General features: G+C 38.8%; 21 protein-coding genes. 3 read left to right on the top strand and 18 right to left on the bottom strand.

Going from position 1 to position 24,089, the window contains the following annotated elements; translation table 11 throughout:
* Positions 1-141: 141 nt before the first annotated feature.
* The 3 genes from rppB to AACU25_RS23135 all read right to left on the bottom strand — a co-directional run bounded on the left by rppB (position 142) and on the right by AACU25_RS23135 (position 2,895).
* Positions 142-1,470 carry a two-component system sensor histidine kinase RppB gene (gene rppB, locus AACU25_RS23145; RefSeq protein ID WP_096579667.1) on the bottom strand — a complete coding sequence of 443 codons (1,329 nt, stop codon included), beginning with the start codon at positions 1,468-1,470 and terminating at the stop codon, positions 142-144.
* A 12-nt stretch (positions 1,471-1,482) separates the two neighbouring features.
* Positions 1,483-2,220 (bottom strand): two-component system response regulator RppA, encoded by a 738-nt coding sequence (gene rppA, locus AACU25_RS23140; protein ID WP_096579665.1) that lies wholly within the window; start codon positions 2,218-2,220, stop codon positions 1,483-1,485.
* Positions 2,221-2,364: 144 nt separating this feature from the next.
* Positions 2,365-2,895, bottom strand: coding sequence for a hypothetical protein (locus AACU25_RS23135; protein ID WP_096583966.1), 531 nt, complete (start codon positions 2,893-2,895; stop codon positions 2,365-2,367).
* Here AACU25_RS23135 and AACU25_RS23130 point away from each other — a divergent pair.
* Positions 2,881-3,069: a hypothetical protein gene (locus tag AACU25_RS23130; protein ID WP_190445764.1), complete on the top strand. Its 189-nt coding sequence runs from the start codon at positions 2,881-2,883 to the stop codon at positions 3,067-3,069. The genes AACU25_RS23135 and AACU25_RS23130 overlap by 15 nt on opposite strands.
* A gap of 44 nt (positions 3,070-3,113) precedes the next feature.
* On the opposite strand, the gene AACU25_RS23125 is transcribed toward AACU25_RS23130, so the two are convergent.
* Together AACU25_RS23125 and AACU25_RS23120 are read right to left on the bottom strand one after the other, a co-directional pair.
* A complete protein-coding gene (locus AACU25_RS23125; RefSeq protein WP_190445770.1) occupies positions 3,114-3,269 on the bottom strand; it encodes a hypothetical protein in 156 nt (51 codons plus the stop codon).
* Positions 3,270-3,615: 346 nt separating this feature from the next.
* Entirely contained in the window at positions 3,616-4,668 is a 1,053-nt protein-coding gene (locus tag AACU25_RS23120; RefSeq protein ID WP_096579663.1) for an AI-2E family transporter, read from the bottom strand.
* Between the two features lie 726 nt (positions 4,669-5,394).
* On the opposite strand from AACU25_RS23120, the gene AACU25_RS23115 reads away from it, so the two are divergent.
* The gene (locus tag AACU25_RS23115) at positions 5,395-5,664 is read left to right on the top strand and encodes a GlsB/YeaQ/YmgE family stress response membrane protein (RefSeq protein WP_045872818.1); all 270 of its coding nucleotides are present in this window, start codon (positions 5,395-5,397) and stop codon (positions 5,662-5,664) included.
* 565 nt (positions 5,665-6,229) lie between these two features.
* Here the strand turns inward: AACU25_RS23115 and AACU25_RS23110 are convergent.
* Positions 6,230-7,177: a zinc-binding dehydrogenase gene (locus AACU25_RS23110; RefSeq protein WP_096579661.1), complete on the bottom strand. Its 948-nt coding sequence runs from the start codon at positions 7,175-7,177 to the stop codon at positions 6,230-6,232.
* Between the two features lie 385 nt (positions 7,178-7,562).
* Here AACU25_RS23110 and AACU25_RS23105 point away from each other — a divergent pair, with 385 nt between their 5' ends.
* A complete protein-coding gene (locus tag AACU25_RS23105) occupies positions 7,563-8,396 on the top strand; it encodes a dienelactone hydrolase family protein (protein ID WP_096579659.1) in 834 nt (277 codons plus the stop codon).
* 95 nt (positions 8,397-8,491) lie between these two features.
* On the opposite strand, the gene AACU25_RS23100 is transcribed toward AACU25_RS23105, so the two are convergent.
* From AACU25_RS23100 to AACU25_RS23045, 12 genes are all read right to left on the bottom strand, one after another.
* On the bottom strand, positions 8,492-10,588 hold the full coding sequence (locus tag AACU25_RS23100) for an AAA family ATPase (protein WP_321206693.1): 2,097 nt from the start codon (positions 10,586-10,588) through the stop codon (positions 8,492-8,494).
* A 133-nt stretch (positions 10,589-10,721) separates the two neighbouring features.
* Positions 10,722-11,225 (bottom strand): DcrB-related protein, encoded by a 504-nt coding sequence (locus tag AACU25_RS23095; protein ID WP_096579657.1) that lies wholly within the window; start codon positions 11,223-11,225, stop codon positions 10,722-10,724.
* Positions 11,226-11,451: 226 nt separating this feature from the next.
* Positions 11,452-13,305, bottom strand: a complete 1,854-nt coding sequence (locus tag AACU25_RS23090) for an eCIS core domain-containing protein (RefSeq protein WP_096579655.1) — start codon at positions 13,303-13,305, stop codon at positions 11,452-11,454.
* Between the two features lie 147 nt (positions 13,306-13,452).
* Positions 13,453-13,881, bottom strand: coding sequence for a hypothetical protein (locus AACU25_RS23085; protein ID WP_045873050.1), 429 nt, complete (start codon positions 13,879-13,881; stop codon positions 13,453-13,455).
* 23 nt (positions 13,882-13,904) lie between these two features.
* Entirely contained in the window at positions 13,905-15,794 is a 1,890-nt protein-coding gene (locus AACU25_RS23080) for a phage tail protein (protein ID WP_096579653.1), read from the bottom strand.
* A complete protein-coding gene (locus AACU25_RS23075; RefSeq protein WP_096579651.1) occupies positions 15,776-16,738 on the bottom strand; it encodes a baseplate J/gp47 family protein in 963 nt (320 codons plus the stop codon). The genes AACU25_RS23080 and AACU25_RS23075 overlap by 19 nt, the downstream gene beginning before the upstream one ends.
* Before the next feature lie 3 nt (positions 16,739-16,741).
* Positions 16,742-20,329 carry a putative baseplate assembly protein gene (locus tag AACU25_RS23070; RefSeq protein ID WP_096579649.1) on the bottom strand — a complete coding sequence of 1,196 codons (3,588 nt, stop codon included), beginning with the start codon at positions 20,327-20,329 and terminating at the stop codon, positions 16,742-16,744.
* A gap of 6 nt (positions 20,330-20,335) precedes the next feature.
* Positions 20,336-20,722 carry a GPW/gp25 family protein gene (locus tag AACU25_RS23065; protein WP_096579647.1) on the bottom strand — a complete coding sequence of 129 codons (387 nt, stop codon included), beginning with the start codon at positions 20,720-20,722 and terminating at the stop codon, positions 20,336-20,338.
* The gene (locus tag AACU25_RS23060; protein ID WP_096579645.1) at positions 20,722-21,429 is read right to left on the bottom strand and encodes a phage baseplate assembly protein V; all 708 of its coding nucleotides are present in this window, start codon (positions 21,427-21,429) and stop codon (positions 20,722-20,724) included. The genes AACU25_RS23065 and AACU25_RS23060 overlap by 1 nt, the downstream gene beginning before the upstream one ends.
* Positions 21,426-22,493, bottom strand: coding sequence for a phage late control D family protein (locus AACU25_RS23055; protein ID WP_096579643.1), 1,068 nt, complete (start codon positions 22,491-22,493; stop codon positions 21,426-21,428). Before AACU25_RS23055 ends, AACU25_RS23060 begins: the two co-directional genes overlap by 4 nt.
* 12 nt (positions 22,494-22,505) lie before the next feature.
* Complete coding sequence (locus AACU25_RS23050; protein ID WP_096579641.1) at positions 22,506-23,186, bottom strand: CIS tube protein; 681 nt, start codon at positions 23,184-23,186, stop codon at positions 22,506-22,508.
* Positions 23,177-24,089, bottom strand: a 913-nt coding sequence (locus tag AACU25_RS23045; protein ID WP_339382060.1) for a hypothetical protein, incomplete at its 5' end; no start/stop codon positions are given. The genes AACU25_RS23045 and AACU25_RS23050, both read right to left, overlap by 10 nt.

Below are 24,089 nucleotides of genomic sequence, written 5' to 3'. Positions count from 1 at the left end.
GGGTACTCCAAAAAATAAATTATTCCGTTTAAGCCGTTGACTGTTGACTCTCCGAGCTTTAGATTTTAAATTTTGGATTTTGGATTGTTTTTGGTGCAAGCGCAGCGGCTTCCCGCAGGGTGCTTAACAAATGACAGCTAGTTATAGAGGAAGCCGGACTGTAAATGTACTACCTAGTCCAGGTTGACTTTGAAGATGAATAGTACCTTTGTGTGCAAGAGCGATCGCTAATGCTATGGCTAAACCCAATCCCGAACCACCAGAGGTGCGAGAGCGATTGCGATCGACTCGATAGAAGCGATCAAAAATTCGCCCTTGATGTTCAACAGCAATGCCAATTCCTGTATCTTGAATTTTGATCATGGCGTAATGCTCACTATTTTCTAAAAAAACTGTAACTTTGCCACCACTAGGCGTTGCTTGAATGGCATTGATAATTAAGTTAGAAATTAACCGATAAAGCTGTTCTTCATTGCCCATCACATAGATTTTTTTGGCAACTAGCACCTGCTGAGAAAGATTTACCTGAGCCTCAACAGCTAGAAATGCTAATTCCTCTATTAAGTCGCTAATTAAATCATTTAAACAGCAATATTTATATTCTCCTATAAGTTGTTTTTGGTCTATCCTGGTCAATAATAATAAATCTCCGACCAATTGCGATAGGCGACGGTTTTGGCGTTTAAGAACATCTAAAATGCTACTATTTGATTTTGGTTCTTGCTGTAACTTAATAGCAGCTTCAATAGTAGAATACATCGCGGCTAAAGGTGTGCGAAACTCATGAGCAGCATCAGCAGTAAATTGCTGCATTTGTTGATAGGAATGATATACAGGTTGCATTGCTCTCCCTGCTAACCACCAACTTGATAAACCAACAAAAATCATAGAAATTGGCAATCCTAGAATTAAAGTTAATCTTAAATAAGTAAGATGTTGGTCTAAATCTGTAAGGCTGCGTGCCACCTGAAGATAACCCGAAATTTGGTTTTGAGTATATAAAGGTAAAGTGATTTGACGGTATCTAGTACCAGAAGAATCTGTGAGGATTTGCCATTGTTTTACTGATGCAGTCATCGGTAAATTATTAAATGATATACCTGCAATAGCAAACAGTTTTTCTGAACTATCTAATAAGCGTATATAGTAATTAACTTGATTAGCTGCCTCTGCTATTGGTTGCTTAATAATAGTTGTTTTCGGCAAACAATTTGTGGGAGTTAAACATAATTTTAAGGAAACTTCTTTAGCCAATTCTTCTAAATGTCCAGGTTGTTGCCAAGCTGGTTCAATACTTTTATGTATTGCCTTTGCTACTGATTCTAAACCCTGATCTATGGTTTCCTGGTAAGCATGGGCAACTACGCTATAAACCCCGAGTCCAGATAAGCCTAAAATACTACCCATCACGAGCGTGTACCAAGCTGCTAGACGTAAACGAGTCTGGCGGAAAATGGGATTATGTTCCATATTTATGTAACTTTACAGTGCAGCTTGTTTTTCGGTATGAATGTTGAGGCGATAACCTACACCATAGATAGTTTCTATCAAAGATTCGCTATCTTCTTCTCCTAATTTGCGTCTTAATAAGCGAATTTGAGCAGCTACTACATTGCTACATGGTTCTGCACCAATTTCCCACAGTTGATTAATAATTTGGTCGCGACTGATAATTTGGTGAGGATGCCGCATGAAATATTCTAATAATTGGAATTCTTTGGCAGTTAAAGATAATAATTGCTTTTCCCCATTTGGATAATGTCGAGTCAGTTCATGAGTGATGTAATTGAGAGTTAGACAACCTACTTGTAAGCGTCGGGGTTGAATTTGGGGTGTAAATGTTGTGCCTACATAAGAAGCACGGCGTTGTAATGCCCTTAATCTTGCTAGCAGTTCTGCCATATCAAATGGTTTCACCAAATAGTCATCAGCACCGCTATCTAGACCAATGATTTTTTCCTCCATGCGGTCTTTTGCCGTTAACATCAAAACAGGCAGAATTAATTGGCGCGATCGCAACCATCTACACAACTCTATCCCCGAAATTCCTGGTAGCATCCAATCAAAAATCCCTAGCGTGTACTCAGTCCATCCAGTTTCCAGATATTGCCACGCCTGAGTCCCATCAAGAAACCAATCAACTACATAGGCCTCATGAGATAGAACTTCTTTGATTGCTGCGCCTAAATCTGCTTCATCCTCAACTAATATCAGCCGCATACTCAACTCATTGCTAAAAGCCTTCTTTAATTACGCTGGCGTAGAAAAATGAAATAACTGTGAAATTTCTATGCTACTTCAGATGTAGCGATCGCCTCTGGATAGCCTTTAGCCCAAGTGCTAATGTGAGCATTATGCATCTTGTTAGACAGTACGCAAATTGCCAAACCAAGCGTCACGATCCCGTTCAATCTGTTTGGCTACTTTGAAGTTGAACTGCCAGATTCCGATACAGGCAACGGCTTGAATCAAAAGTGGTATGATTACAGCACCGGAAGATGCGTCGTAAACGCTCAACAAATAGATAAAAAGTCCCAAGAATAAAGGCAGAAGATACCATAGCCAAACGAGCCTGAGCATACGAGCCTGATGGGTCAGACGCTGCTTCCACTTGTCTGGAAACTGAGTAGGGGGGAACGCAGACAGTTCTGATTTGGGGATGTGCAGTTTCCACCAGATGACGGTGATATCCAGCAACAGCGCCAAGATTATCACTCCGCTCCCAATGATTGCGAGAGTATCTTTTGGTTGTTGATAAATATCGTAAGCCATAATCAAAGCAAAGAGCGCAATGAGAGCGCCTGCAACCACTGTCTTACGGATATTTCGACGTTGAGCACATTTTACAAGCTTAGTAATTTTCTCTTCTAGTGATTGTGCTTGTCGGTTAGACACATTTCCTCCTTCTGGCATATAAATGATGAGACAGCCAAACAAGGGTACAGAATAGGCGACCTCCATCTAGGAGAAAGCCAGGAAGCAGATAGAAAAGCGCTTGTGGAAAATCAGTTTGTAGTTTGTGATGATGAATCGCGATCGCTTTTACCAAACGCTGAACCTCTTCTCTAATATTCAAACCGACACACCTAGACTATCTCAGGTTTTTGTAAGCATTAATTACGAATTGGTATAAGTTGAATTTCTGCACCTTGCGGTTTTGATAGTGCTTGTAATTCCTCCCAACTATAATGACGGGGTAATGCAATTGGTTTGTCATCGGCTCCTAATCCCAACCCAACTGTATTCCTTAAAGATGGTATGTTTCTCAAGATAGATTCCTATACATACATTAAAACTTTAGCAAAGATAATACTTCCATCTTGGGAATTACTATTTTTTCTACCTAGAGATAGGGAAGAAATCCATTTAAATTTCATTTTTTATCTTTATTATCGAAGTTGTATTTGGTAGTTAGCTTTATCCAAAAATTAAATAAAGACCCTCGATTCTCTAATTTGTGGTCGGTAATTAATCAAAAATCAATCACAACTAATATCAAATCGCAATCAGAATATTCTTTGTAATTGCGGACATAACACCGTGAAGGTAAGCACTTTCATGAATGCTAATTTACTATGACTAACTGCAACTGAAGAACCAAGTTTAATTAGGAAATTATTCTCCTGCTGGGGGCAATTCTGTTTGTGGTTCCTTACGTGTGAATTCATCAATGAGCGTCACAATCACGGCCGCTGCTGGAACTGCAAGCAATACCCCAATTAAACCAAATAGCTTACCCATAACCAGAAACGTCACAATTACCATTACAGGATGTATATTAACTTGCTGTCCCATTACTAATGGTTGCACAATATGAGCATCTATCTGATTTAAAAATAAAAATAGTATGAGAACAAATACTAATTTAATTGGTGAAATACTCAACGCTACTAATGCAGGTAAAAAAGTACCAACAATAGAACCAAAATAAGGAATAATCTCGAAGATACCTGCAATAATACCAAAGGCAAACGCTGATGGAATACCCAAAATCCACAATCCCAGAGCAGCCCCTGCACCGAGAAATATCATGGCAATTCCTGTACCAAAAATCCAGCCTCGTAGTCTTGCTCGGCAAGCTTTGAGAACTCTTGTAAACCTTTGGTGATGTCGGCGGGGTATTAACTTTAAAATACCATTTACTAAAGATTCAGGATCGTAAGCCATATACAGCGCTAAAATCACTGTCGCTACTAACTCCAGTGTAAAGTTGAAGGCTTGACCCAAAAAAACTGGTACTCCACCTAGTAACTGATTGATAAAATTTCGTAGTTGTATTAGTGATAGAGAAATATCAGGAATAAAAGTAAATTTTTGTCGCAGTTGCTCAACATCTCCCGTCAATGTATTGAGATAAGTTGGCAATGTAATTAGTAAATTTTGTACCTCAGATGTAGCGTTAGGTATAACTACAGTAGCAAGCAATAGCCCAAAGCCCAGAATCAATCCAATTAATAGTACAACAGCAGCATCTTGTGATTTAACCAGCTTTTGCAAAAACCGCAGCATTGTTCGCAAAACTAAAGCAATTAATGCCGCAATAGCTATTAGTTCTAATACTGGTAAAAGCTGGTAAAGGATATAGAGTGCTGCTGCAAGTATGACTGCTAAAGGTGCGCCACTAGTTAACCCAGAGTATCCATTGTCTGTATCCCTAGAATCTGCCATTTTTGATCATCGCTAATTGTGATTAATCATACTTGTGAAAGTAGTCGGGATTTTTGAGAGAGCGACTTGCTTGCAGCTGATTGCATTTACATATACATTTATTGGCATGAATAATCATCCTCCTAAAGTCAGTTGTTTGACCTTGGATATTTAATTTGCTTGAATTGGCCAATTGTGATTTTAATTTATGTAGGACTTACACAAGTGTCACATTTTTCTCGTTTAGGCTGTCAAGAGTCAAAAGTCCAAAAAACCTGAATTTTTGACCCTTGACTGTTGACTCTTAAACCAGAAGTTTGGTGTACCAGTTGCGTAAGTCCTGATAGATGCTACTTTTGATAGTAGCTAAATAAAGATATCATGCAAAATCAGAACCAAAATCTGTGACTAATACTTGAAGAAACTTAATATTTTCAACCTTCTCCAAGTTGGGAACGGGAGTTTTCTCCAGAGAACAGGAAATAGGGAATAGTAACAGATTGAACGAATACAAGCCGATGCTCAACAACTATGAATTTTAAAGTAGATGCTATTTAGATAGATTTTCTTACTTCAGATAGTGGAAATAGTCTTGAAAGAAATCATATTCTATACATAGTTAAAAGAACACGCTTAATTGATTGCTCACAGAGAAATAGTAATTTTTCTTTGATTCCACAAATAGGCAGAGTAAATGATTAAATGTTCAGCGTGTTTAACGAAATATGTTGTTAAGGGAGAAAAATTATGAATATTCTAGCTTGGATCGTTTTAGGACTGATTGCAGGTGCGATCGCAAAAATGATTTATCCCGGACATCAAGGGGGTAACATTTTAGGCACAATCCTCCTAGGAATCATTGGTGCGCTCATTGGTGGGAGCATATACACCTTGTTAACCACAGGAACGTTAGCCTTGACTTCAGCCGGATTGAGTATTGGCGGTATTATCGTCTCCATCATTGGTGCCATTATTGGTCTATGGCTTTACTACACTTTTACCCGCAGAGCTTACTAAATCAATAGCCTCTGTAGAGAAGTTGTAATCTATGGGCGGTAAAGCAGAGAACGATTCACCAATGATTGATAAAGTAAATTTGATTTTCAATATACAAGGGTGTGTTGTTGCCAAGCGTCGCACCAAGGTCTAAAATGCGGTGCGTTATCACGAAGCGTAAGGCACCCTACACATGAAAAACTCCACCCACAAGGGGATGGAGTTTTAGGGCATGGGTAAGAGTTCCCAATGCCCAATGCCCAATGCCCCAAGTCGGCGGGCGGCTATCCCTCTCCACCCACAAGGGGATGGAGTTTCCCGCCGACTTCCAATGAATGTCACTCAATTTAGCGAGATTTAGATACCTGACTTTTTCAAAAAGTCGGGTATCTGGGCAGCAATGTTTGCTTAAGTAAGTGCTATTTCACCCTACACATACTGCAATTCTTTCAATACAATTAGATTCTGATAGAAGCCAAAATTCGCCAATAGCATCCAGAAATTCAACAAATTTTTATCGCGGCTAAATCATTAGCTGTAACCCCGTAAATTGGCAGAGGTATTGATTAAGATAATCTATTCAAATTCAATTGGAAATGCTTAATACAGCTTTACCTAGATATTGTCTATCAAGTAGCTTTTGCGCTACCTCCGCAATTTGTGTCCAATCGGCTTCAATATTAATATGAGGACGCAATTGCCCAGCTTCTACTAAACCTAAAAGTCTTTGCAATCCCAATGCAGCAGATTCCCGTTGTAATTCATGAAATAATATGAAACCGTACAAACTTGCGCCACCTGTGCCATAAAAACTTTGGGCATTAAATGTGACTTCTGTACCTCCAGATGTACCAAATAGCACAACTGTACCATTTGGAGCTAACCAACCAAGAGATGTTCCCAAAATGTCGCTACCAACAGACTCAAGAATTAAGTGATAGGAACCATATTCGCTCTGTGGTGGCAACTTTTCCCCAATAATTACAGCATGGGCACCAGCGCTTTTGACAAAAGATTCGTATTCTGGACGGCGAATATGTGCAACTACTTGCGCGCCGCTAAGTTTTGCTAATTGAATGGCAAAGTAGCCTACACCACCCGATGCTCCTGTAATTAATACTGAGCGTCCTAAAAGTGAACCGCCTTTGAGTAGAGCATGATAGGCAGTTAGGCCTGCTACTGGTAATGTGGCGGCTTGTTCAAAAGATACTGAAGCAGGTAATTCTGCTATTGAGTGGGTGGGTACTGATACCAATTCCCCCCAAGCACCAGAACGGAGTAAACCAACAACTCTGGTTCCCGCAGCTGGCCCTGAACCATCAGCTGCAGGAGTTTCTACGACACCAGCTAAATCCCAGCCAGGCCGCCAACCAGCAGCCGCGGTGGTAGAACGTCTAACTTCTCCTCGGTTGAGAGAAATTGCTGCTACTCGAATCACTGCTTCATTAGCAGCTGGGGTAGGTGCATCGACATCACGCAGTACTAAACGCCCTGATACATTGGGATCAACAACAACGGCACGTATTTTGCTCATATTGGGGATTGGGGATTAGGGACTGGGGATTAGGTAATGGGTAAGGGAAAGAATTAACTCTTGTACAGACGCGATGAATCGCGTCTCTCTGACCCTTGTCAATTCTAACGTTTGACGAGTTTAAGCAATCTCTTCTATTGCCCTGCTTCACGGATATGTTTTTTGTATCATGTTGATTGGGTATAGCTGCTATGCCTTGCTCCACGCGATCCGCAGTTAAAATATCTAATTTTATAAATTTATGTAAAACTAATAATTAGTTTTGCTAAGTGAATTCGGCTTATATCAAGTTCAGCAAGTAGAACTCCAAAACACCAAGCCCTGAATACCTAATTCTTACTCCCTAACACAATAAATTTAAACCCGGATAGCTGAAGGCATCAAGATGAATCAAGAGATAACACGCCGCAACTTTATCGCAACTGCTACCCTGGCTACAGGCTTTGCTTTAGCAGTACAACCTGTGAGTGCGAAAGTCATTACCACCGATACCAAAGGATTAGTCGCGGGTGCGGTGAAAATACCTGTAAAAGATGGTGAAATTCCAGCTTATAGGGCGCAGCCAGCAACAGGTAGTAATTTTCCGATTGTGCTGGTGATTCAAGAAATTTTTGGCGTACACGAGCATATTCAAGATGTTACCCGTCGTTTTGCCAAGTTGGGATATTTAGCGATCGCACCCGAATTATTTATCCGTCAGGGTGATGTCTCAAAATTAAGCAATATTGATGAAATTCGCCCCATAGTAGCAAAAGTTCCCGATGCTCAGGTACTATCTGACCTTGATGCTACTGTAGCTTGGGCTGTCAAATCTGCAAAGGGAAATGCTAACAGGTTAGGAATTACGGGTTTCTGCTGGGGTGGTCGGATTGTCTGGTTATATGCAGCACATAATCCTGAAGTTAAAGCAGGTGTAGCGTGGTATGGCAGATTAGTTGGTGATGCGACAGAACTGCAACCCAAGTATCCCATTGATATTGCCTCAACGCTAACAGTTCCCGTACTGGGACTGTACGGCGGTAAAGATACAGGGATTCCATTAGATACAGTAGAAAAAATGCGCGATCGCCTCAAGTCTAGCAGCAGCAAATCGGAAATCATCGTTTATCCCGATGCACCCCACGCCTTTTATGCCGATTATCGCCCCTCCTACCGGGAAAAGGAAGCAAAAGAAGGCTGGAAAAAACTCCAAGCATGGTTTAAACAGCATGGTGTCTGATTTTTAAGGGAAAAAACACATCTTTTGTAGGGTTTAGCAGTGCTAAACCCTGCATAGCGCAGATTTCCGTAAGTCCGAAATTAATCAAACTGATGTCAGTTAAATTCTTTATCTTTGAGGATTTTGCCCATTTTTTGATATTCACGACGTACTGCTTGAATCAAATGGGGCATTTCAATTTGATTGCTATCCTCGGCAGCTAAAAAGGCAGCCGTTAAGGCAATATTACGAATATTTGCCCCTGTAAGTTCAAAATTATGCGCCAGAAAATTTAAGTCTATCTCAGAACTACAAGGTGTACTTTTAGGAAATATTTTCTGCCAAATTTCGTACCTTTGCTTTTCATTAGGGAAAGGAAATTCAATAATAAAACGCAGTCTCCTGACAAAAGCATCATCCATGTTCATGCGGAGATTGGTAGTAAGAATTGTAATTCCTTCATACTCTTCCATTTTTTGTAATAGGTAACTAATTTCCAAATTAGCATAGCGATCGTGAGCATCTTTAACTTCACTGCGCTTGCCAAATAGAGAATCCGCTTCATCAAATAAAAGAATAGCATTGGCATTAGTAGCAGCAGTAAAAATTCGATGTAAATTCTTTTCTGTTTCACCAATATATTTACTAACTATTTGGGATAAATCAATTTTATACAAGTCGAGTTGTAATTCTTGAGCAATGATTTCTGCTGCCATTGTTTTGCCTGTACCAGGGGTTCCAGAAAACATGACATTTAACCCTTTCCCCAGTGACAATTTACTTTCAAAACCCCATTTTTCCCAAACTAAATGTTGGTGCTTGACTTGGTTGCAGATTTCTCGCAATAGATGCTTTTGGTTAGCTGGTAATATAATATCGTCCCAACTATATTTAGGTTGAATGTGCCGCGCTAAGGTGGCTAAATCATGTGCTGATAATCCTCTAGCGGCGGTAGATAAATCAATTAATGTTATAGATTTTTGCCAGTCAACTTGAGTATTAGTAACCTCTGCAGCTTGATTTTTCCAGCGAACTTGATTGGTAGCATTTACCACAGCATCAGCAATTTGTTCAGATGTGAGACGAAAGCGATCGCTCAAACTATCTAACTCTTGGCTATCTAGGATAATATCTGCTGCTTGCAAGTATTTCTGCCAATAAAAACGACGCTGTGCAAAATTTGGCATTGCAAAAGGAATTGCGATTAGTTCTATTACTTGATTTGTGATATTTACCCAAGGTTGGATAGCAGATAGGATAGTAAATAGAGAAGATTCAATTAACTGATTGATAAAACCTTGATATAAAATATTATTTTCTGGAGCTTGCAAAGTGTCTAAAGATTCTATATAAAGTAAGGCATTTTTAAACCTAGCTTCACGGAATAATAATTTGATTGTGGATTCAAATTCGGCTTTAGCCTCGACAATCTTTGCCAAGTCTGCCACTAAAAAAGGTAGTCCCAATGATTTAGCTATAGCTTCAGCAGTCTGCCGTTTACCAGGGATATCCTCACCTTTAAAATATAAATTAAAAGGTTTAAATGTTGTCAAATTGGCTGTGACTAAAGATAGTAAATTTTGCTTGATTTCTGGATTTAAAGGCAAGTTATCAAAACTGATTTGAGGTGTAATTAATTGGCAGAAATCAACAAGTCTGCCATCTATCCCTGTTTCTCCTAATAAAAGTTGAATGACTTGCTGATCGAGTTTAATATTATGGGCAAGTAGAGAAGGATCTGTGTGATTAGATTCGGGAATCAGATGCAGCAGCCGATGACGAATCAGTGGTGCATCAGTACTAAAATGAACTCGTCGTGTGAGTTTTTCGATTGCTGATGTGCAGAGTAAATTGAGAGCTAAGTCTACAGTAGGTCGTTTGCAACGTACATCATCTTGGAGATAAGCATAGAGTCGTTCATAACGACGGTCAAGTTCTGGGGCGAGTGCGATCGCAATAATCGCTATATCAAAATTGGATAAACCAAAATTTTCCTGAAGCCACAAAAACCGAGAATTTTCTGGAAAAATATCTACAGAGAATTCTGAAAATGTAGGTTCTTTAATCCTCAGTCTTGGTATTCCCGGTTCTTGGTCGAGTAAAGTTTCTACCTCCTCTGCATTGATATGTACGCCACGATAGGGATTGTTTGCTGCTTCTACACCATAGGCAACTTCGGCGGCGGCGATCGCTTTTTCTAACAATCGATCCAATTTCTCTAATAACAGTAGGATTTCAGTGCAGTCAGAAGTTTTAAAAAACATTAGACCATTATTTAATAATAGCAAAGGCAAAAGCATGGGGTGTAGAAGATGTAATATCTTCCACACTCCATGAAATCTCAATTTATTTAACTTGACCTGTAATTTTTGTGGAGTGGAGAATAGTATTAAATATGGGTAAATACTTCTCTTCTAAGGTTTTCAATGTTGCCGCATTGATTAAATAAAAATCAGAATTATCTACCTGGATCAAAGATTGTAACTGTGATACTCGCAATCCCGTATTTTCCTCTGTCCATTCGTAATATCTAACGTAGGCAGGGCGGTCAGCTATTTGGCAATTTTCTTCGCTAATAAGTTGATATTCATTATATTCCTGTGCCATCTCTTCTAGAGATTCTCTAATCAAGGTTTCAAACCAATCAGGTCTATTGTTATCAGGTTCTGCTAATGTATAACTCATTGTGCAACGATACTCATCAAAATACTCTTCAAAACCTGTTTCTATTTCTCCAAAAATTCTAAATTGAAATTCATTAACAATCTCTACATTCCAATTTTTAGGAACAGAAATAGATATGCCAATTTCTTGATTTATATAAGTAACCATTGAGGGTAATTCAGTCATAATTTTTCGCTCTTTCGGCTCGATAGTTAGAGAATAAAAGAATTTTATCGAAGTTAAGCTGCAGATATCATCACAGTTTTAAAGTACGCAAGGATAAGCTTTTATGCCTACCCTAATATCTGTACTTTATTAACCTGATAATTTACCCTTTTACAGATAGATAAACAAGGCAATCAATGCCTAAATTGGATGCTTGTTTAACCAATCAGTAGGATTTATTTGTGCTTTATTCTTCAGATTCTGATTCGCTATTCTTCAAGGATTTATAAATTTTGTGTACTTTGGCAGCGCCTTTAAAAGCTTTGTTAACAAATCTTTGTCCTCTTGCTGAAAGACGTGCTAATATTTTTTGCTTAACTTTATCTTTGACTTTGCTACCAATAGCCTTACCAATTCCTTTTACATCTACTTCAATATCTCCATCTACACCACCACCAATACCAAGAGTTGAGCTGACAGCACCGCTTAATTTTAGCTTGCCATCCTTAAATTCAAATGTACCCTCTACCTTACCACCGATACCTGCTTGTGCTTCTACCTCACCTGAGAGCTTAACTAATACCTTACCTTTGTATGTTAGAGAGGTACTACCTTTAGCAGAAGCCTTGGCTCCAGCAAAAAATTCAGCTTTTCCTGATGCACTTATTCCTTTTTTACTAACGCTTAAATTGCCTTCAGCTTTTGCTTCTGCACCAGCAAAAGCCTCACCTGATAACTTAACATCAGCTTTTAAATTACCTATTTCACCACTTAAATCTATTTCTATAGTACCTTCAACCCCTGCTTTAGCTTCTGCTTCACCAGATAGCTCTAAGCCAGTCAAAGCTCCTAATTTAGCCTCACCTTTTGCAGATCCTTTAATACCCATAAAGGTATTGAGCTTGGCTTTAAAATCTCCCGTGAACCTGCCAATTATTGCTTGATGCTCTGTAGAAAGTTCAGCACTGAGCCCAATACTGCTAGATACTGCAGCTATCGCCGAAAAGCCATTCACGATGTCCATGACAACTTTAAATTCGGCTTCATTCTCTATTCCTAAACTTTTCTTAATAGAAGTTTCAGAAGTATAATTTAAAATATCTGATTCTAATTGAGTTTTCTTGGTAGATTCACCAAAAAACCCTATTTGCTGCATCAGTTTTACAGACTTTTCTATCTGTTCTGGCGATGCTTTATTAATTTTTTTAATTTCTGTTTCAATTCCTTTAGTAATTTTATCTTCTCTCTCTACAGTCTTAGTGGTTCCCTCTCTTTCTGTGATGACTTTGCTTTTGTCTGTTTCAGTTTTTTTCTGAACAATTGCATTTCTCTGCACTAATCCATTATTTTGCTGCACCACGTGGGTTAATTCGTGAGCAATTAATTCCTGTCCTTGCTGGTTGTTAGGGTTATATTCTCCCTGACGAAAGAATATATCTTTTCCGCGAGTAAATGCTTTAGCTTGTAGGGATTGACTTAGTTGATCGGCTTGCTTGTTTGTGTGAATACGAACCTGCTTAAAGTCAGCATTAAATGCTTGTTCTAAGGGTTGTTGTAAATTATCAGGAAGAGATTGTCCTTTACCACTTGCTTTTTGAAGAGATGCTTCTACATCAGACTGTACTATTCTCTGTGTAGGGTTAGGTGCAGCCTTTCGCATTAATTGTTGGCTGTGAATAGCTTCGGTATCTGAGTTATTTGAATTTTGGGAAATAGGGTGATTAATTTGCTTAACTACTTGTGCCGCTACCTGATCAGCTTCTTGCTCGTATTTATCTCCTGGTTGATTAACAGTTAGTTTTGTTTGTACTAGATTACCCTGTTCATTACCTGCTAACTCATGAGATAAACCACGAAATAAAGGACGACGTTGGATTGCAGAATTATTAGCTGGGGAAATTTCCTGGCGAAGTAAATTTGCGGAAGTATCTGTTGGTTGATTCGGGAGATTTTGCGACTCAATCAGGTTACTAAGCGCCCTATTACCAAACATATCTTGTAGTTCTTCTGCTGGATGGATATTGCGCTGACTACTAGATGCAGTAGTTTTTTCAACAGCAGATTTAGCTTTTTTGGTTTGCTTATTTCGTAAAGTACCCATAAAATTAACCTCGATTTTTCTAATTAGAAATGTGGGTGTGAATACTGGCGAACAAAATATTGATTTTGGGAAGGATTGATGCAGATTAGATTTAAAGAAATTTAATTAATTTATCTAATATTAATTAATAATGTTTAATATCTAGTTTCATGTGCCTTTAACTCGAAAGTTAGTAGTGACAAAACTACCAGTACCAGAATATTGGGGAGTCGCATCGGGAACTGGCCCCCCTGGTGTCGGTTGTTGTGCGGGAACAACAACTTGAAATTTCGCTTTAAATGTACCTCCTTTGAGTAAAACAGGTTTCCCATTCGATTTAGTTCTTTGGGCTTTTTGATTGGGAGCAAGAGAATCTATCGAAAGGATACCCACACCAGGGATAGGATGTGATGGAGTCATATAAGGACAACCAGGAACAATAACGGTTTTTTCATCACCATCAACACACACCATTTTTTTATTAATCATGTCTTTACTAGAACCCACTATATTACCCGGAATTACAGTGACAATTGCTTGTCCAAATGGTGGGTTAAACATAGCTATATCGCCTGTAGTTAAAATAAAATCAGACATAAAATTTGACCTGAAAAATATTATTAATCTACCCAAGCTTCTTCTTGAATTGTGGAATTTCGCAGCATTTGGGGAGTGACTCTACCAATGATGGTATTACCTGCAACTTCACCCTGATTATTCAAGTAACACATTTCTAGTACATTTGCTCTGGGGCTGAGATTAAAGTCTGCTTGGAGAATTACTTGAGACACAGGATGTCGATTAAGATTAAAGTTAAGTTTGATAGTAATGTTTCCTGCTACTTGACAATCATTAATATTGGATAAAACTACATAAAACCCTTGGGGATTATCGAGAAATCGTTGATAGCTTACTTGGTGTGTAGCTCTAATTCCTTGAGCAGAAAATTCCAAATTGGGCATGAATGGTCTAAAGGATGAAGTACAGGATTGAATTCTTAATACTAATAGCCTGGCTATTTTTTCGCCTTCATGTTCAGCTATACCTCTGAGTTCAACAATTGCTTCTATTTCTATTTTCTTTTTAGCAGGGGAATCAAATAATTGAAATCGGTAAATTCTCTCTAACCATTGGGAATTTGGAATTAACCGCATGGTTGCACCTACTTCCGTACCCAAACGAGTATTACCTATTTTGCATTCTTGATGGTGACGGTAAATTTTCAATTGGGAATCATCTGTACCTGTGGGAATTTGTAGTGATTCTCCGACTTGGTTACCTAAACGAGTATTCCCCTGCATTCGCTCTAATAACGGTCTAGGTTTGTAAATTCGCAGTCTTGCATCATGAACTAAGCGCATGGTTTGACCGACTTTAGAACCAAGGCGAGTATTACCATCTATCCATTTGATTTGTTGTTGATAAATATTCAATGGTGGTTCTGCTTGCAGGCGGACTGTTTGCTCTGGATCGGAGTCAAGACGAGTATTTCCTGGCATTAACTCCAATTGATTAAAAGGGCGATAAATTCTTAAATTAGGTTCTAAATTAAAGGGTAGAGAATCAAATATATTCAGAGAATATTGTTGGTGATTCAGATTAAAATTAAGTTGAACAGTAATTTTGCCAGTGAGTTGGCGATCGCTCAAATTTGATAGGGCAATAAAAAAGCCATCAGGGTTACCAGTAAATTGGTGATAAAATACCGTTTGCTTGACAACTGGCCCTAGTTGACTACCATTAGGTTCTAATGGCAAATTCTTGCCCTGAATACGAATTAATATTTGCTGTTCTAGGCTATCTCCTTCTGGGTAATCATCTAATTGAATCCTCGCCTCAATCTGCATTTTCTGTTGAGGCGGAGCGTCAAATAAAATAAATGGATAACAACCTCCCCATGCTTGGGTAATTTGCATGGTGAGTGTTAAAATTCGGAGCGCATAATAAGTATGGGCAGGTTTTTCTTGGTCGATAATTCCTTTAGCAATGCGGAATTCGCGCCAATACCTTTCTGGGTGAATAACTTGGTTGCTGGGTAAAGCCAGTTGGACTTGAAAATAATGAGGTTTTTGATCAAATTCAAAAATAGAAATTGTCCGTTCTGGATAGCTCAAACCGGAACTTTCTAAATAAATTTCCAGCATTTTTTTCATACCAGGAACAGTTCCCCGAATTTGATATAGGGGAACTATTTGGCTAATAAACTGACGTTTGGTTTTCTCATCCCAATCATCTCGCAAACTCAAAGCCACCCAACCAGCCAGCCAAGGTAAAAATTCGGTTGGGGTTTGTTGGGGGTCAAAATATGTATGAATTTGCGAAATCAGCGTTTCTAAACCCCAGGAAGTTGGTGTATTGTGATCAACAATTTGGGGATGAAATTGGGTTTCTGCTTCCGGAAGACCTGAGAGAATACCTTCAAATGCCAGTAAAAACCTGCCTAAAAATGGATCTGTTTCCAAATAAGCAGGGAGATATTCTAAATAACTACTTAATTGTGGCTTTGCCATTTGTCTCCTAAACGTTGCATAGTGGTAATTTGACCAATTTCTACTGTGACTAATTCATGTGGTTGTAAGGCGATCGCAATGAGTTGATTTTGGTCATTGACTCTCTGACGATATTCTGCAAAATCAGTCACTTGAATTGCTTCCACATAATCAACGCCTGCCATATCATCTAATAATTGATATAGTTCAGAAATATAAATATCTCTGCCAAAAGGATAGCCTTGATTTCGCCAATAATCTGGGCTAGGAAAAGGATTAAAAAAGCCTGCAATCCGTTGAGTGGCTTCGGCTTTAACTGCCCGGAAATCCCCACTATCTCTTAAATATAAGATGGCAGAAACTTTAATATGCACATAGTTCGGTTCCACAATGTGCAGGCGAGTACTCAAAAGTCGTCTTTGATTGAGAAATCTCTTGAGAGTTTTTCTGATATTTTCACTATCAGGACTATTGATTTTTGGCAATACCACTAAGCTAATATGTGCTTCTACTACTTGATTAATATCTGAGTTTTCTAAATCGCGTTCTGGTAAACAATTTACCCGCGCCATAATCGCCGCCTCTCCCAAAGCTTGAGCGGTTCTAGTTTGCAACCAATCAAATAATATGAGTTGCTCAAAATCGTTCGCCGTCACAGCTCGGTAGCGTTGCCGTATCTGTGCTAATGTTGTTTGAATTTCTGCTTGCAAAGATTTGCTATCTGATAATGTCCAAGGTTTTCCTTTGAGCAGAGTTAAAAAAGCAGCTTGGTTGCGATCAGGAATTTGATTAGTGCGATACAGCACCATTTCCGTTAACCAAGCCAACAATTCAATTAAGATAATCCCCGTATCTGAGGCGTTGTGGTCTGTCCATTCTGGGGCTTCGCTGGGAATGAGAGCGATCGCGTCTGCGACCAAATCTGCATAGGTGCGATCGTCTAAATTAGGTAAAGGTAAAGGCATAGCTTAATCTGCATCCGTAGGTAATTTTAAAGTGACGATGTGCTGACCTGAATAAATCAGGGTTTGGATATCAATGACTGCATCGGCGGGTTGAATATCTAAAGCGCGGACATAACTCACCCCTGGGACTTTTTCAATCACAGCATAGAGGTCAGAATGATGCGGTTTGCGTCCAAAACTCCATCCTTGTTGGCGATCGCCTCCCGTCAGAGGATGGAGAAAACTATTTAGGCGATCGCTGACTGCGACTCTCACAGCATCGGCATTTTCGACAGCAACAGGCACAATTTCGGTAATTACTGTAATTTCCTGCCATTTAGGGCCAGATACCAGCAGTTTCATTGTGGGAACAAACCTAGCTCGCAAATAGGTCTCGACACGATTAAGCAAAGCTAATGTAGGTGTCGGCTGGCGTTCTTGACCGTGGGGAACGATAATCGCTAATACTCGACCACCGCGAATTTCATGCTGAAACACTCGGATATCATTACCCTCAATGACTTTCTCTGGTGTACCATCAGGCTGCAGCCATAATTCTTCTAGCAAGGGGTTGTAATCAGGAAACATCATTTCTGGGGTGATGATTTTCACCCTAGCGATATCTATAGATGATTCATAGACCAAATCCTCAAAATCCTGGGCTGTGACAGCACGGTTGCGGTGACGCAGACGTTGGGGCGATCGCTCTTTGAGCTTGTCTAAAGATTCCTGCTCGTTTCCCCCTGTAGCGGCTTCCCAGTTAATGACGCTGTCAATATAGGGGATAGTGGTTTTGAGTTCTACAATCGTTTGGGCATGACGATTACCTCTAATACCGCCTCCAGTACAATACTTACTCAGCCGAATATTGTTACGTCCCCGTGGCGGAATCATCCCCGCTTGTCCATCACCAAAATAAATTTTCCCGGCTTGGCGATCGACCACATAGTGACGGTCTTGTGCTTGAGAACTGTAAAAATCTGGTACTTCTTGCCAAGGTACCCAAACTTCTAATAACCTACCTGTTTCATCTTCAATAGATGTAATAATTCCCGATGCTTGTGCAATAATTTTGCGCTCTTCTTCTGGAGGAAATCGCCCTTCTTGAACTTCTAATTGTTGTCCTAAAAGAATCGGGGACTGGGTGGTAGTAAATACTTGTTTTGGCTCGTTATTACTAGAACCTAAAATTTCTTGTTCTAAAGTAATAGTTTGACTAGCCCAAATCGTATTAGTCCGAACAGAACGCAGTCTTGGCGGTACAGGAAAATCAGCAGAAGCGGCTAATTTAGCACCAAAATAGCGCATAAAGCTGTATAGTCTGAACTGTTGAAATCCCAATGCCCATGTAAAAAAATAAAGCAAAGCAAAGGGCAAGCTTTCCCAATCATTTGGCTGTTTTCTCGCCCTAATCCAATAATTTTTTTGACCAAAGTATGGTGATGCAATCAAGTCTGTCGGGCCGATAAATTGAATTAACCCTTTCTCTGCAAAGGCTTGGGTTTCATCTTTAACAACTAAAGGTTGCCAACCATTTGGACTAGCATATTCCCAAGCTATTCTTTGCAAATTAATATCAGTTTGTCCCCGGTAAGTATTGGGAGTAACTTCTTCTTGTTTTGGTGGTTCTACTTGGAAATAAAGACTATTGGGACGATTCGGAAAGGCTTGATTAAATCCTAAATAAAGGGCAGAGTGGCGATGCAGTTGCGGCGTTAAGGGATGAAAACAACGGCTGACTTTGTTTCCGCGTTGATGCTCAAAATTGACTGGTTTGGTGAAGATGAGCAAATTGCGATCGCTATCGATGAGCTCAATTTGCAGTTTCTCTGGATTTTGATCGTCAAATTTGACAAACTCACCGATTTTGAATTGGCTAACATCATCAACATGAACAATATTCTCCCCTGGTTGAGCAGTTTGCCATAATCTCACATATAAAGGACTGCCTTCACAATAAATAAAATCATTGTAAGCATAATAAATAGCAGGTTTTTCTAAGAGAACTTTATAAGTTATAGTTACTGATTGTAGGGCAGGCGGTTCAAAGGTATCAGGGGTATTTTCCGCCATAATAAATTTGCTTAAAACCCGACTTCCGGCTGGATATGCATTCCGCGTTTTATTCTCTAAAATTAATTTTTTCTCTGCCTCGACTTTGCCAATAATTTTTATTTCTTCTTGCAGAGTTTGCGTACCAGATGATTGCAGCCGAATAATATCATCAATTGCCAATTCATCTACACTGTCAACATAGATTTCTAACTGCCCAGTAGCAATATTTTGAGCAACGAGAGTAACATCGTTGTAAACAACATATTTTCTCTCTCTGCCTTTTCTACCATAAAGACCGCTAGTAATTCTGGCACGTAGCCAATAATGATTTTCTGATTGATTATCTAAACTTAGTTCAGGTAAAGTTTGGGGAAAAGAAAATGTAGCTGATGTACTATTTTCGACAAACTTTATGGGTGATGAATTACGATTCCATCTAAATTTATTTTTACTAGTGGTTTTTTCAATAGTTTCCCAATTTTGATTATTACCTATTTCCCAAGTAATTTCTAAATCTTCTGTGTAACTTGGTTGCCGACTTAAATTAGTATTAATTAATATAGATACACCAGGTTTAATAAATTCATCGTTGAGAGGAATTAAAAAAGTATCATTATGTATAGGTGCAATGCCAAAAGGATAAAAATCTTTACTTAAATCTAAAGAAATATTATTAAATAAACATATTTTAGGTGTTTCAGTCTGATTCAGGCTAACACTGATATTAATTTGGATAATTTCTGGTAAATTCTCCCGTCTGTGAGGAGTTAAAGTAGCTTGTAGCCATTGAGCTTTTTGCCCGTTAATTTCTACAGGCATTAATTTAGGTAATTGATTAAAAGTAATAATTAATTGTGCTTGGTTTTCTTGGGTTTGCACATTAGTTAAAGGTTGCCATTGTTTTTTATCCCAATAAGACCAAATATGTAGTAATTCTTTAAGTTTGATCGCACTTTCAGGGCTATCAGTATCAATGGTAATAGTAGCAGTGGTTAATTTCGGGATGCTAAAAATTTCTGCACAACATAGATAAAGATAATGCTCGACTGGTTGAGAACCACGGAAGGCTAAAAATGGTTCGTTGAGGTTAGCGGTAGCAGCAATACTATGTGGAGTGCGATCGCTATAATAATCTCTGTCTTCGACGACAAACATCGCTTGTAGCTTTGTCCCACTTACCAGCAAATCTTCCTCAGTCTCAAAAATTACCTCTTCTTTTTCACCTTCTAAAGGTGGTGCAGAGATTTGCGTATGCGCCGGCACTAGGGCATCTACAGGGCTACCCTCAGCTAAACTAAAGGTGAGAGGGACTCTAGCTGGCTGGGGTGGAGTCTGTTGAGTACCGATGAGATTCAGAAAAGCCAGCAAGTTGCGATCGGGGACACGATTTAGGCGATCGCTTACCACTTTAGCCATGCGGCTGAATATGCGAATTAAGGCTAAACCTGCATCTTGCTGATGGAAATCTTTGAGTGTATATTTCTCGGCTAAAGCTTGGGTTTGTTCAACCAAGTCTTGATAGCTGCGGCGATCAATTTTGGGTGGAGGAATAGACATGATTACCTATTGTAAATAGAACGGATAGACGAGATTAAAGGCATTATTAGTGGTACGAACTTGGTAATTAATGGAAATATGCAGCACATTAGGTTGAGAGGGACGAGACAGCACATCAATATCTAAAACATCGATGCGGGCTTCCCATTCCACCAAAGCCGATCGCACATCGCTAATAATTTCACCCACTGTTCCCGCGTTGTTGGGTGCAAAAACGCGATCGTGAATCCGACAGCCAAAATTAGGACGCATCACACGTTCCCCTCTAGCGGTGCTGAGAATCGCCCAAATTGATTGACGAACGCAATCTTCATACTTCGCCATCTCCATTTTTCCCTGCTGATTAAAATTCACAGGGTAAGTCCAACCTACGCCTAAAAAATCAATATCCATTACATCACCTCTAAGGCTCCGTTATTGACTTTTACCCCCGCAGCACAATTAATTTCCATACCAGATTTAGCAGCAAATTCACCTTTAGATTTAGCTTGAATACTACAATTAGATCCAGCTTCAATTTTGCATTCTTGTTGAGTTTTAATTTCTAAGTTTTTACACTCAATTGACATATCTTTATCGGTGCTTTTGATGGTAATTTTTCCCTTAGCTTCAATGTTTAGGTCTTCCTCTACCTGAATACTCATGGAATTTTTTTCACAATCAATGGTAATTTTGTTTTTACCACTTTTATCTTGAATAATAATTTGTTCTTTATCTTTAGTATCATCAAAAACAATTTGATGTCCGCTACGGGATTTAATCATGCGTTTATTATTTTTCCCATCATCATTTTTTAACGGTGGTTTATCTTTGCCATTCCATAAACTACCTAAAATATAAGGATAAGCAATATCTCCATGTTCAAAAGCCACTAAAACTTCATCATCTACTTCCGGTAAAAAATAAAAGCCCCTATCTTCTCCCGCCATTGGAGTCATTACCCTCGCCCATGCACTTTCATCTTCACCTGATAGCCAGGGAAATTTTACCTTAATTCTGCCGACTCCATCCGGGTCTTTAATGTTAGTAACTACAGCAATAGTTACACCATAAAAGTGCACATTCCGGTCATCGGGTATTAATAAATCTAGTCCAATCATGCGGCAGTTCTCCTAGCAGTAAATGAAGTATTATAACCTTGTCCTTCTGAATACTTATGTTCGGTTGAGGTAACATAATAAAGTCCACTAAATCGCTTACCTACACCAGTCACCTCAATAACTTTAGCTATGCTTAAAGTAGGATTACCTGCACAAGCACCTTCAGCAGTAATATAAGCGATCGCCATATCTTTAAACTGTCCTAAAGCTATTTGATCGGCTTCGGCTTTACTGGCTACAGGTTGACTAACTACTGTAGAAACAGATTTACCAAAGCTTTCTACAGCCTTAGGGCCAGTAGTTTTCCCACCCATTTTACTTCCCTCTTTACCCGCAGCCGCTTTACCCATTACTTCTTCTTTATCTTTTGGTATCCACCCACGAACTTCAACTTCTTGGACTTGTCCCATACTGCTCAAACGGGGTAAAAACTCACTTAAATTTTCTTCAAATTTTAACGTTAAAACTTTTTGACTGTCGTTTTGTGGAGGTTGAAAATATAATGTTTTATTATCAATAACTACTTCATAACCAATACGTTCTGCACGGCTTTGGAGAAAATCCCAATCAGTTTGATTATGCTGCAAAACATATTCATGCTTTACCTCGCTATCCTTAACTTTTGGTGTTAATCCTCTAGCTCTCGCAATTTGGCTAGCAATATCGCTATCCTTCATTTTGGTATATGATTTGGTTTGCGAACCTCGCAACAATCGGTGACGCATATCATGTCCCCTTACCACTAATATGGGTGGAGAGTTGATAGAAAATTCTGGTTCTAATCCTGTAATTTCTCCGACAATTACTGTTTTTAAGTTATTGTCATAACCCATTTGAATTTCTACTTCATTGCCAATTTCAAACAAATCATCATCCACCCAAGTTAATTTACACTTAGCTAAATCCCAACTGCTAAATTCCAAGGTAAACATACTTGGTACATCTATATCTTCAGATACTTTCGCGGAAATTAAATCAGCACTAGCATCAGCAGAAAGCTTTTGTCCTTGGATCAGGACTCTAATATTAGGAGAAAGGGTTTTGACACCACTGTAATTAGACATATTTCTGCTCCTTTAAGTTTGACTAGCAATCCGTAAAGGAGGAATTGTCAGCACTAATCCTGGCTGGATTTGACGGGGATTATCTAAGCGATTTTCTTCAGCAATAATGCGCCATAAAGCTGAATCTCCATATTCTTCATTAGCAATAGTACTAAGCGTTTCTCCGCGTTTGACAATGCGAACTGGATCGTCAATTAAATTCTCTTCTTTTTGCTGTTTCTCTGGTTCAGTCCACTCTCTAAATGTGCAATTAAGTGTGGCTCGTACGGGTGTACCATCTTCTAAAAACTGTGTCAGAGTTTTAGTGACACTTTCTAAAACACCATCGGGTAATAACACACTATCTTTTCCGCCAATTGTTCCCCAAACCAGCTTACATCGAGGTGGTCTTTTTTTACTTTGACCAATTCTCGGTTTAGTTAAGTTAAAAATTTTCTTAGTATATTGCTGGACATTATCTGGTGGTGAACCAGTGAGAGTTGTATCAAAAAATAATTGTATTGTTAAAGTTGCTAAATCATTAGCAGGAGTAACCTTTTCCCCACTTACTCCATTATTGTCGCTGACTGTGGTTAATTTCCAACCAGTTTTACTAATTTGTACTTGGTTAGGATTAAATAATACTTCAAATTCATCAGCAAAATCTCCTTCACTACTTTTCTCTGCTTTAATTTTTAGTTTTTCTAGCGCCATTTTTGCTTACCTCTCCTTTCACTTTCTATAACTAATCTCCGCATAATTCTGCGTTCTACTTTTTCTACTAAAGCATCAATATTAATCTGCGGTGGCGTATTTGCTCCCGACACAGAGTTTTGGTTAATTAAGTTAACAGGAGGAGGATGAGAATTAATTGATGAATTCGCTGCAATTGTGGTTGGCGTTGAAGCATTATTATGAGCTATAGCAGTTGCTTGATGAGTGAATGAGCTTACCTTTTCATCACCTGTCTTACTCAAATTTGACTGATGATTTAACTTGCTACTAATTAAATCTTTATTTTGTGTGATAGCAGGTAAATTCGCTAATATTAAAGGCTCAAAATCAAGTGAATCTGACTCACGATCAACTTGTACAATTGGTAGATATAATCTCTCGTTATCAGTAGGATTTTGCCTAAAATTTTCTATCTGCTCATTGATGTTTGAAAAATTGTTTTTTGAAAACCGTCTTAATAATAAATGCTGCTTATTTGCATCTAAGTTATGGCTTTTGTTTACAGACTCAAATCCTGCTATATTTTTACTTTCTAATTTTTGGTTAATGGGTTTGATATAATTATCAATATAAGTTTCATTATTAACATGATGCGCTAATGTCTCAGCAGCAGCAGATAGATTATTAACTAAAGGTATTTCTTGAATTTTTGCTGATATGCTTGGTTGGTAGCTTGGCGAAACTAAAGGAAGTTCCGAATTTATATTTAAGGATGTGTTCTGAGGTAATAAGGGAATTTCTTGATTTGCGGTTAAGGATGTATTCTGAGGTAATGTTTCCGAATTAGCTTTGACCACAGGTAAACTTAAGCTAGATGCTGAAACACTATCTAACCTGCGTTGAATATTCAATTCGCCAACTGATGAACTTTCAATATTAGCT

This window comes from Tolypothrix tenuis PCC 7101, from assembly GCF_963874875.1.
GTDB lineage: Bacteria > Cyanobacteriota > Cyanobacteriia > Cyanobacteriales > Nostocaceae > Aulosira > Aulosira tenue.
Note: the sequence above shows the minus strand (reverse complement) of the source record. Positions and strands in the feature narration are given on the sequence as shown.

Bases quoted from the DNA above. Each gene is read 5' to 3' on its own strand.
- rppB (WP_096579667.1), bottom strand. From the start codon at position 1,470: ATGGAACATAATCCCATTTTCCGCCAGACTCGTTTACGTCTAGCAGCT.
- rppA (WP_096579665.1), bottom strand. From the start codon at position 2,220: ATGCGGCTGATATTAGTTGAGGATGAAGCAGATTTAGGCGCAGCAATC.
- AACU25_RS23120 (WP_096579663.1), bottom strand. From the start codon at position 4,668: ATGGCAGATTCTAGGGATACAGACAATGGATACTCTGGGTTAACTAGT.
- AACU25_RS23115 (WP_045872818.1), top strand. From the start codon at position 5,395: ATGAATATTCTAGCTTGGATCGTTTTAGGACTGATTGCAGGTGCGATC.
- AACU25_RS23110 (WP_096579661.1), bottom strand. From the start codon at position 7,177: ATGAGCAAAATACGTGCCGTTGTTGTTGATCCCAATGTATCAGGGCGT.
- AACU25_RS23105 (WP_096579659.1), top strand. From the start codon at position 7,563: ATGAATCAAGAGATAACACGCCGCAACTTTATCGCAACTGCTACCCTG.
- AACU25_RS23095 (WP_096579657.1), bottom strand. From the start codon at position 11,225: ATGACTGAATTACCCTCAATGGTTACTTATATAAATCAAGAAATTGGC.
- AACU25_RS23090 (WP_096579655.1), bottom strand. From the start codon at position 13,305: ATGGGTACTTTACGAAATAAGCAAACCAAAAAAGCTAAATCTGCTGTT.
- AACU25_RS23085 (WP_045873050.1), bottom strand. From the start codon at position 13,881: ATGTCTGATTTTATTTTAACTACAGGCGATATAGCTATGTTTAACCCA.
- AACU25_RS23080 (WP_096579653.1), bottom strand. From the start codon at position 15,794: ATGGCAAAGCCACAATTAAGTAGTTATTTAGAATATCTCCCTGCTTAT.
- AACU25_RS23075 (WP_096579651.1), bottom strand. From the start codon at position 16,738: ATGCCTTTACCTTTACCTAATTTAGACGATCGCACCTATGCAGATTTG.
- AACU25_RS23070 (WP_096579649.1), bottom strand. From the start codon at position 20,329: ATGTCTATTCCTCCACCCAAAATTGATCGCCGCAGCTATCAAGACTTG.
- AACU25_RS23065 (WP_096579647.1), bottom strand. From the start codon at position 20,722: ATGGATATTGATTTTTTAGGCGTAGGTTGGACTTACCCTGTGAATTTT.
- AACU25_RS23060 (WP_096579645.1), bottom strand. From the start codon at position 21,429: ATGATTGGACTAGATTTATTAATACCCGATGACCGGAATGTGCACTTT.
- AACU25_RS23055 (WP_096579643.1), bottom strand. From the start codon at position 22,493: ATGTCTAATTACAGTGGTGTCAAAACCCTTTCTCCTAATATTAGAGTC.
- AACU25_RS23050 (WP_096579641.1), bottom strand. From the start codon at position 23,186: ATGGCGCTAGAAAAACTAAAAATTAAAGCAGAGAAAAGTAGTGAAGGA.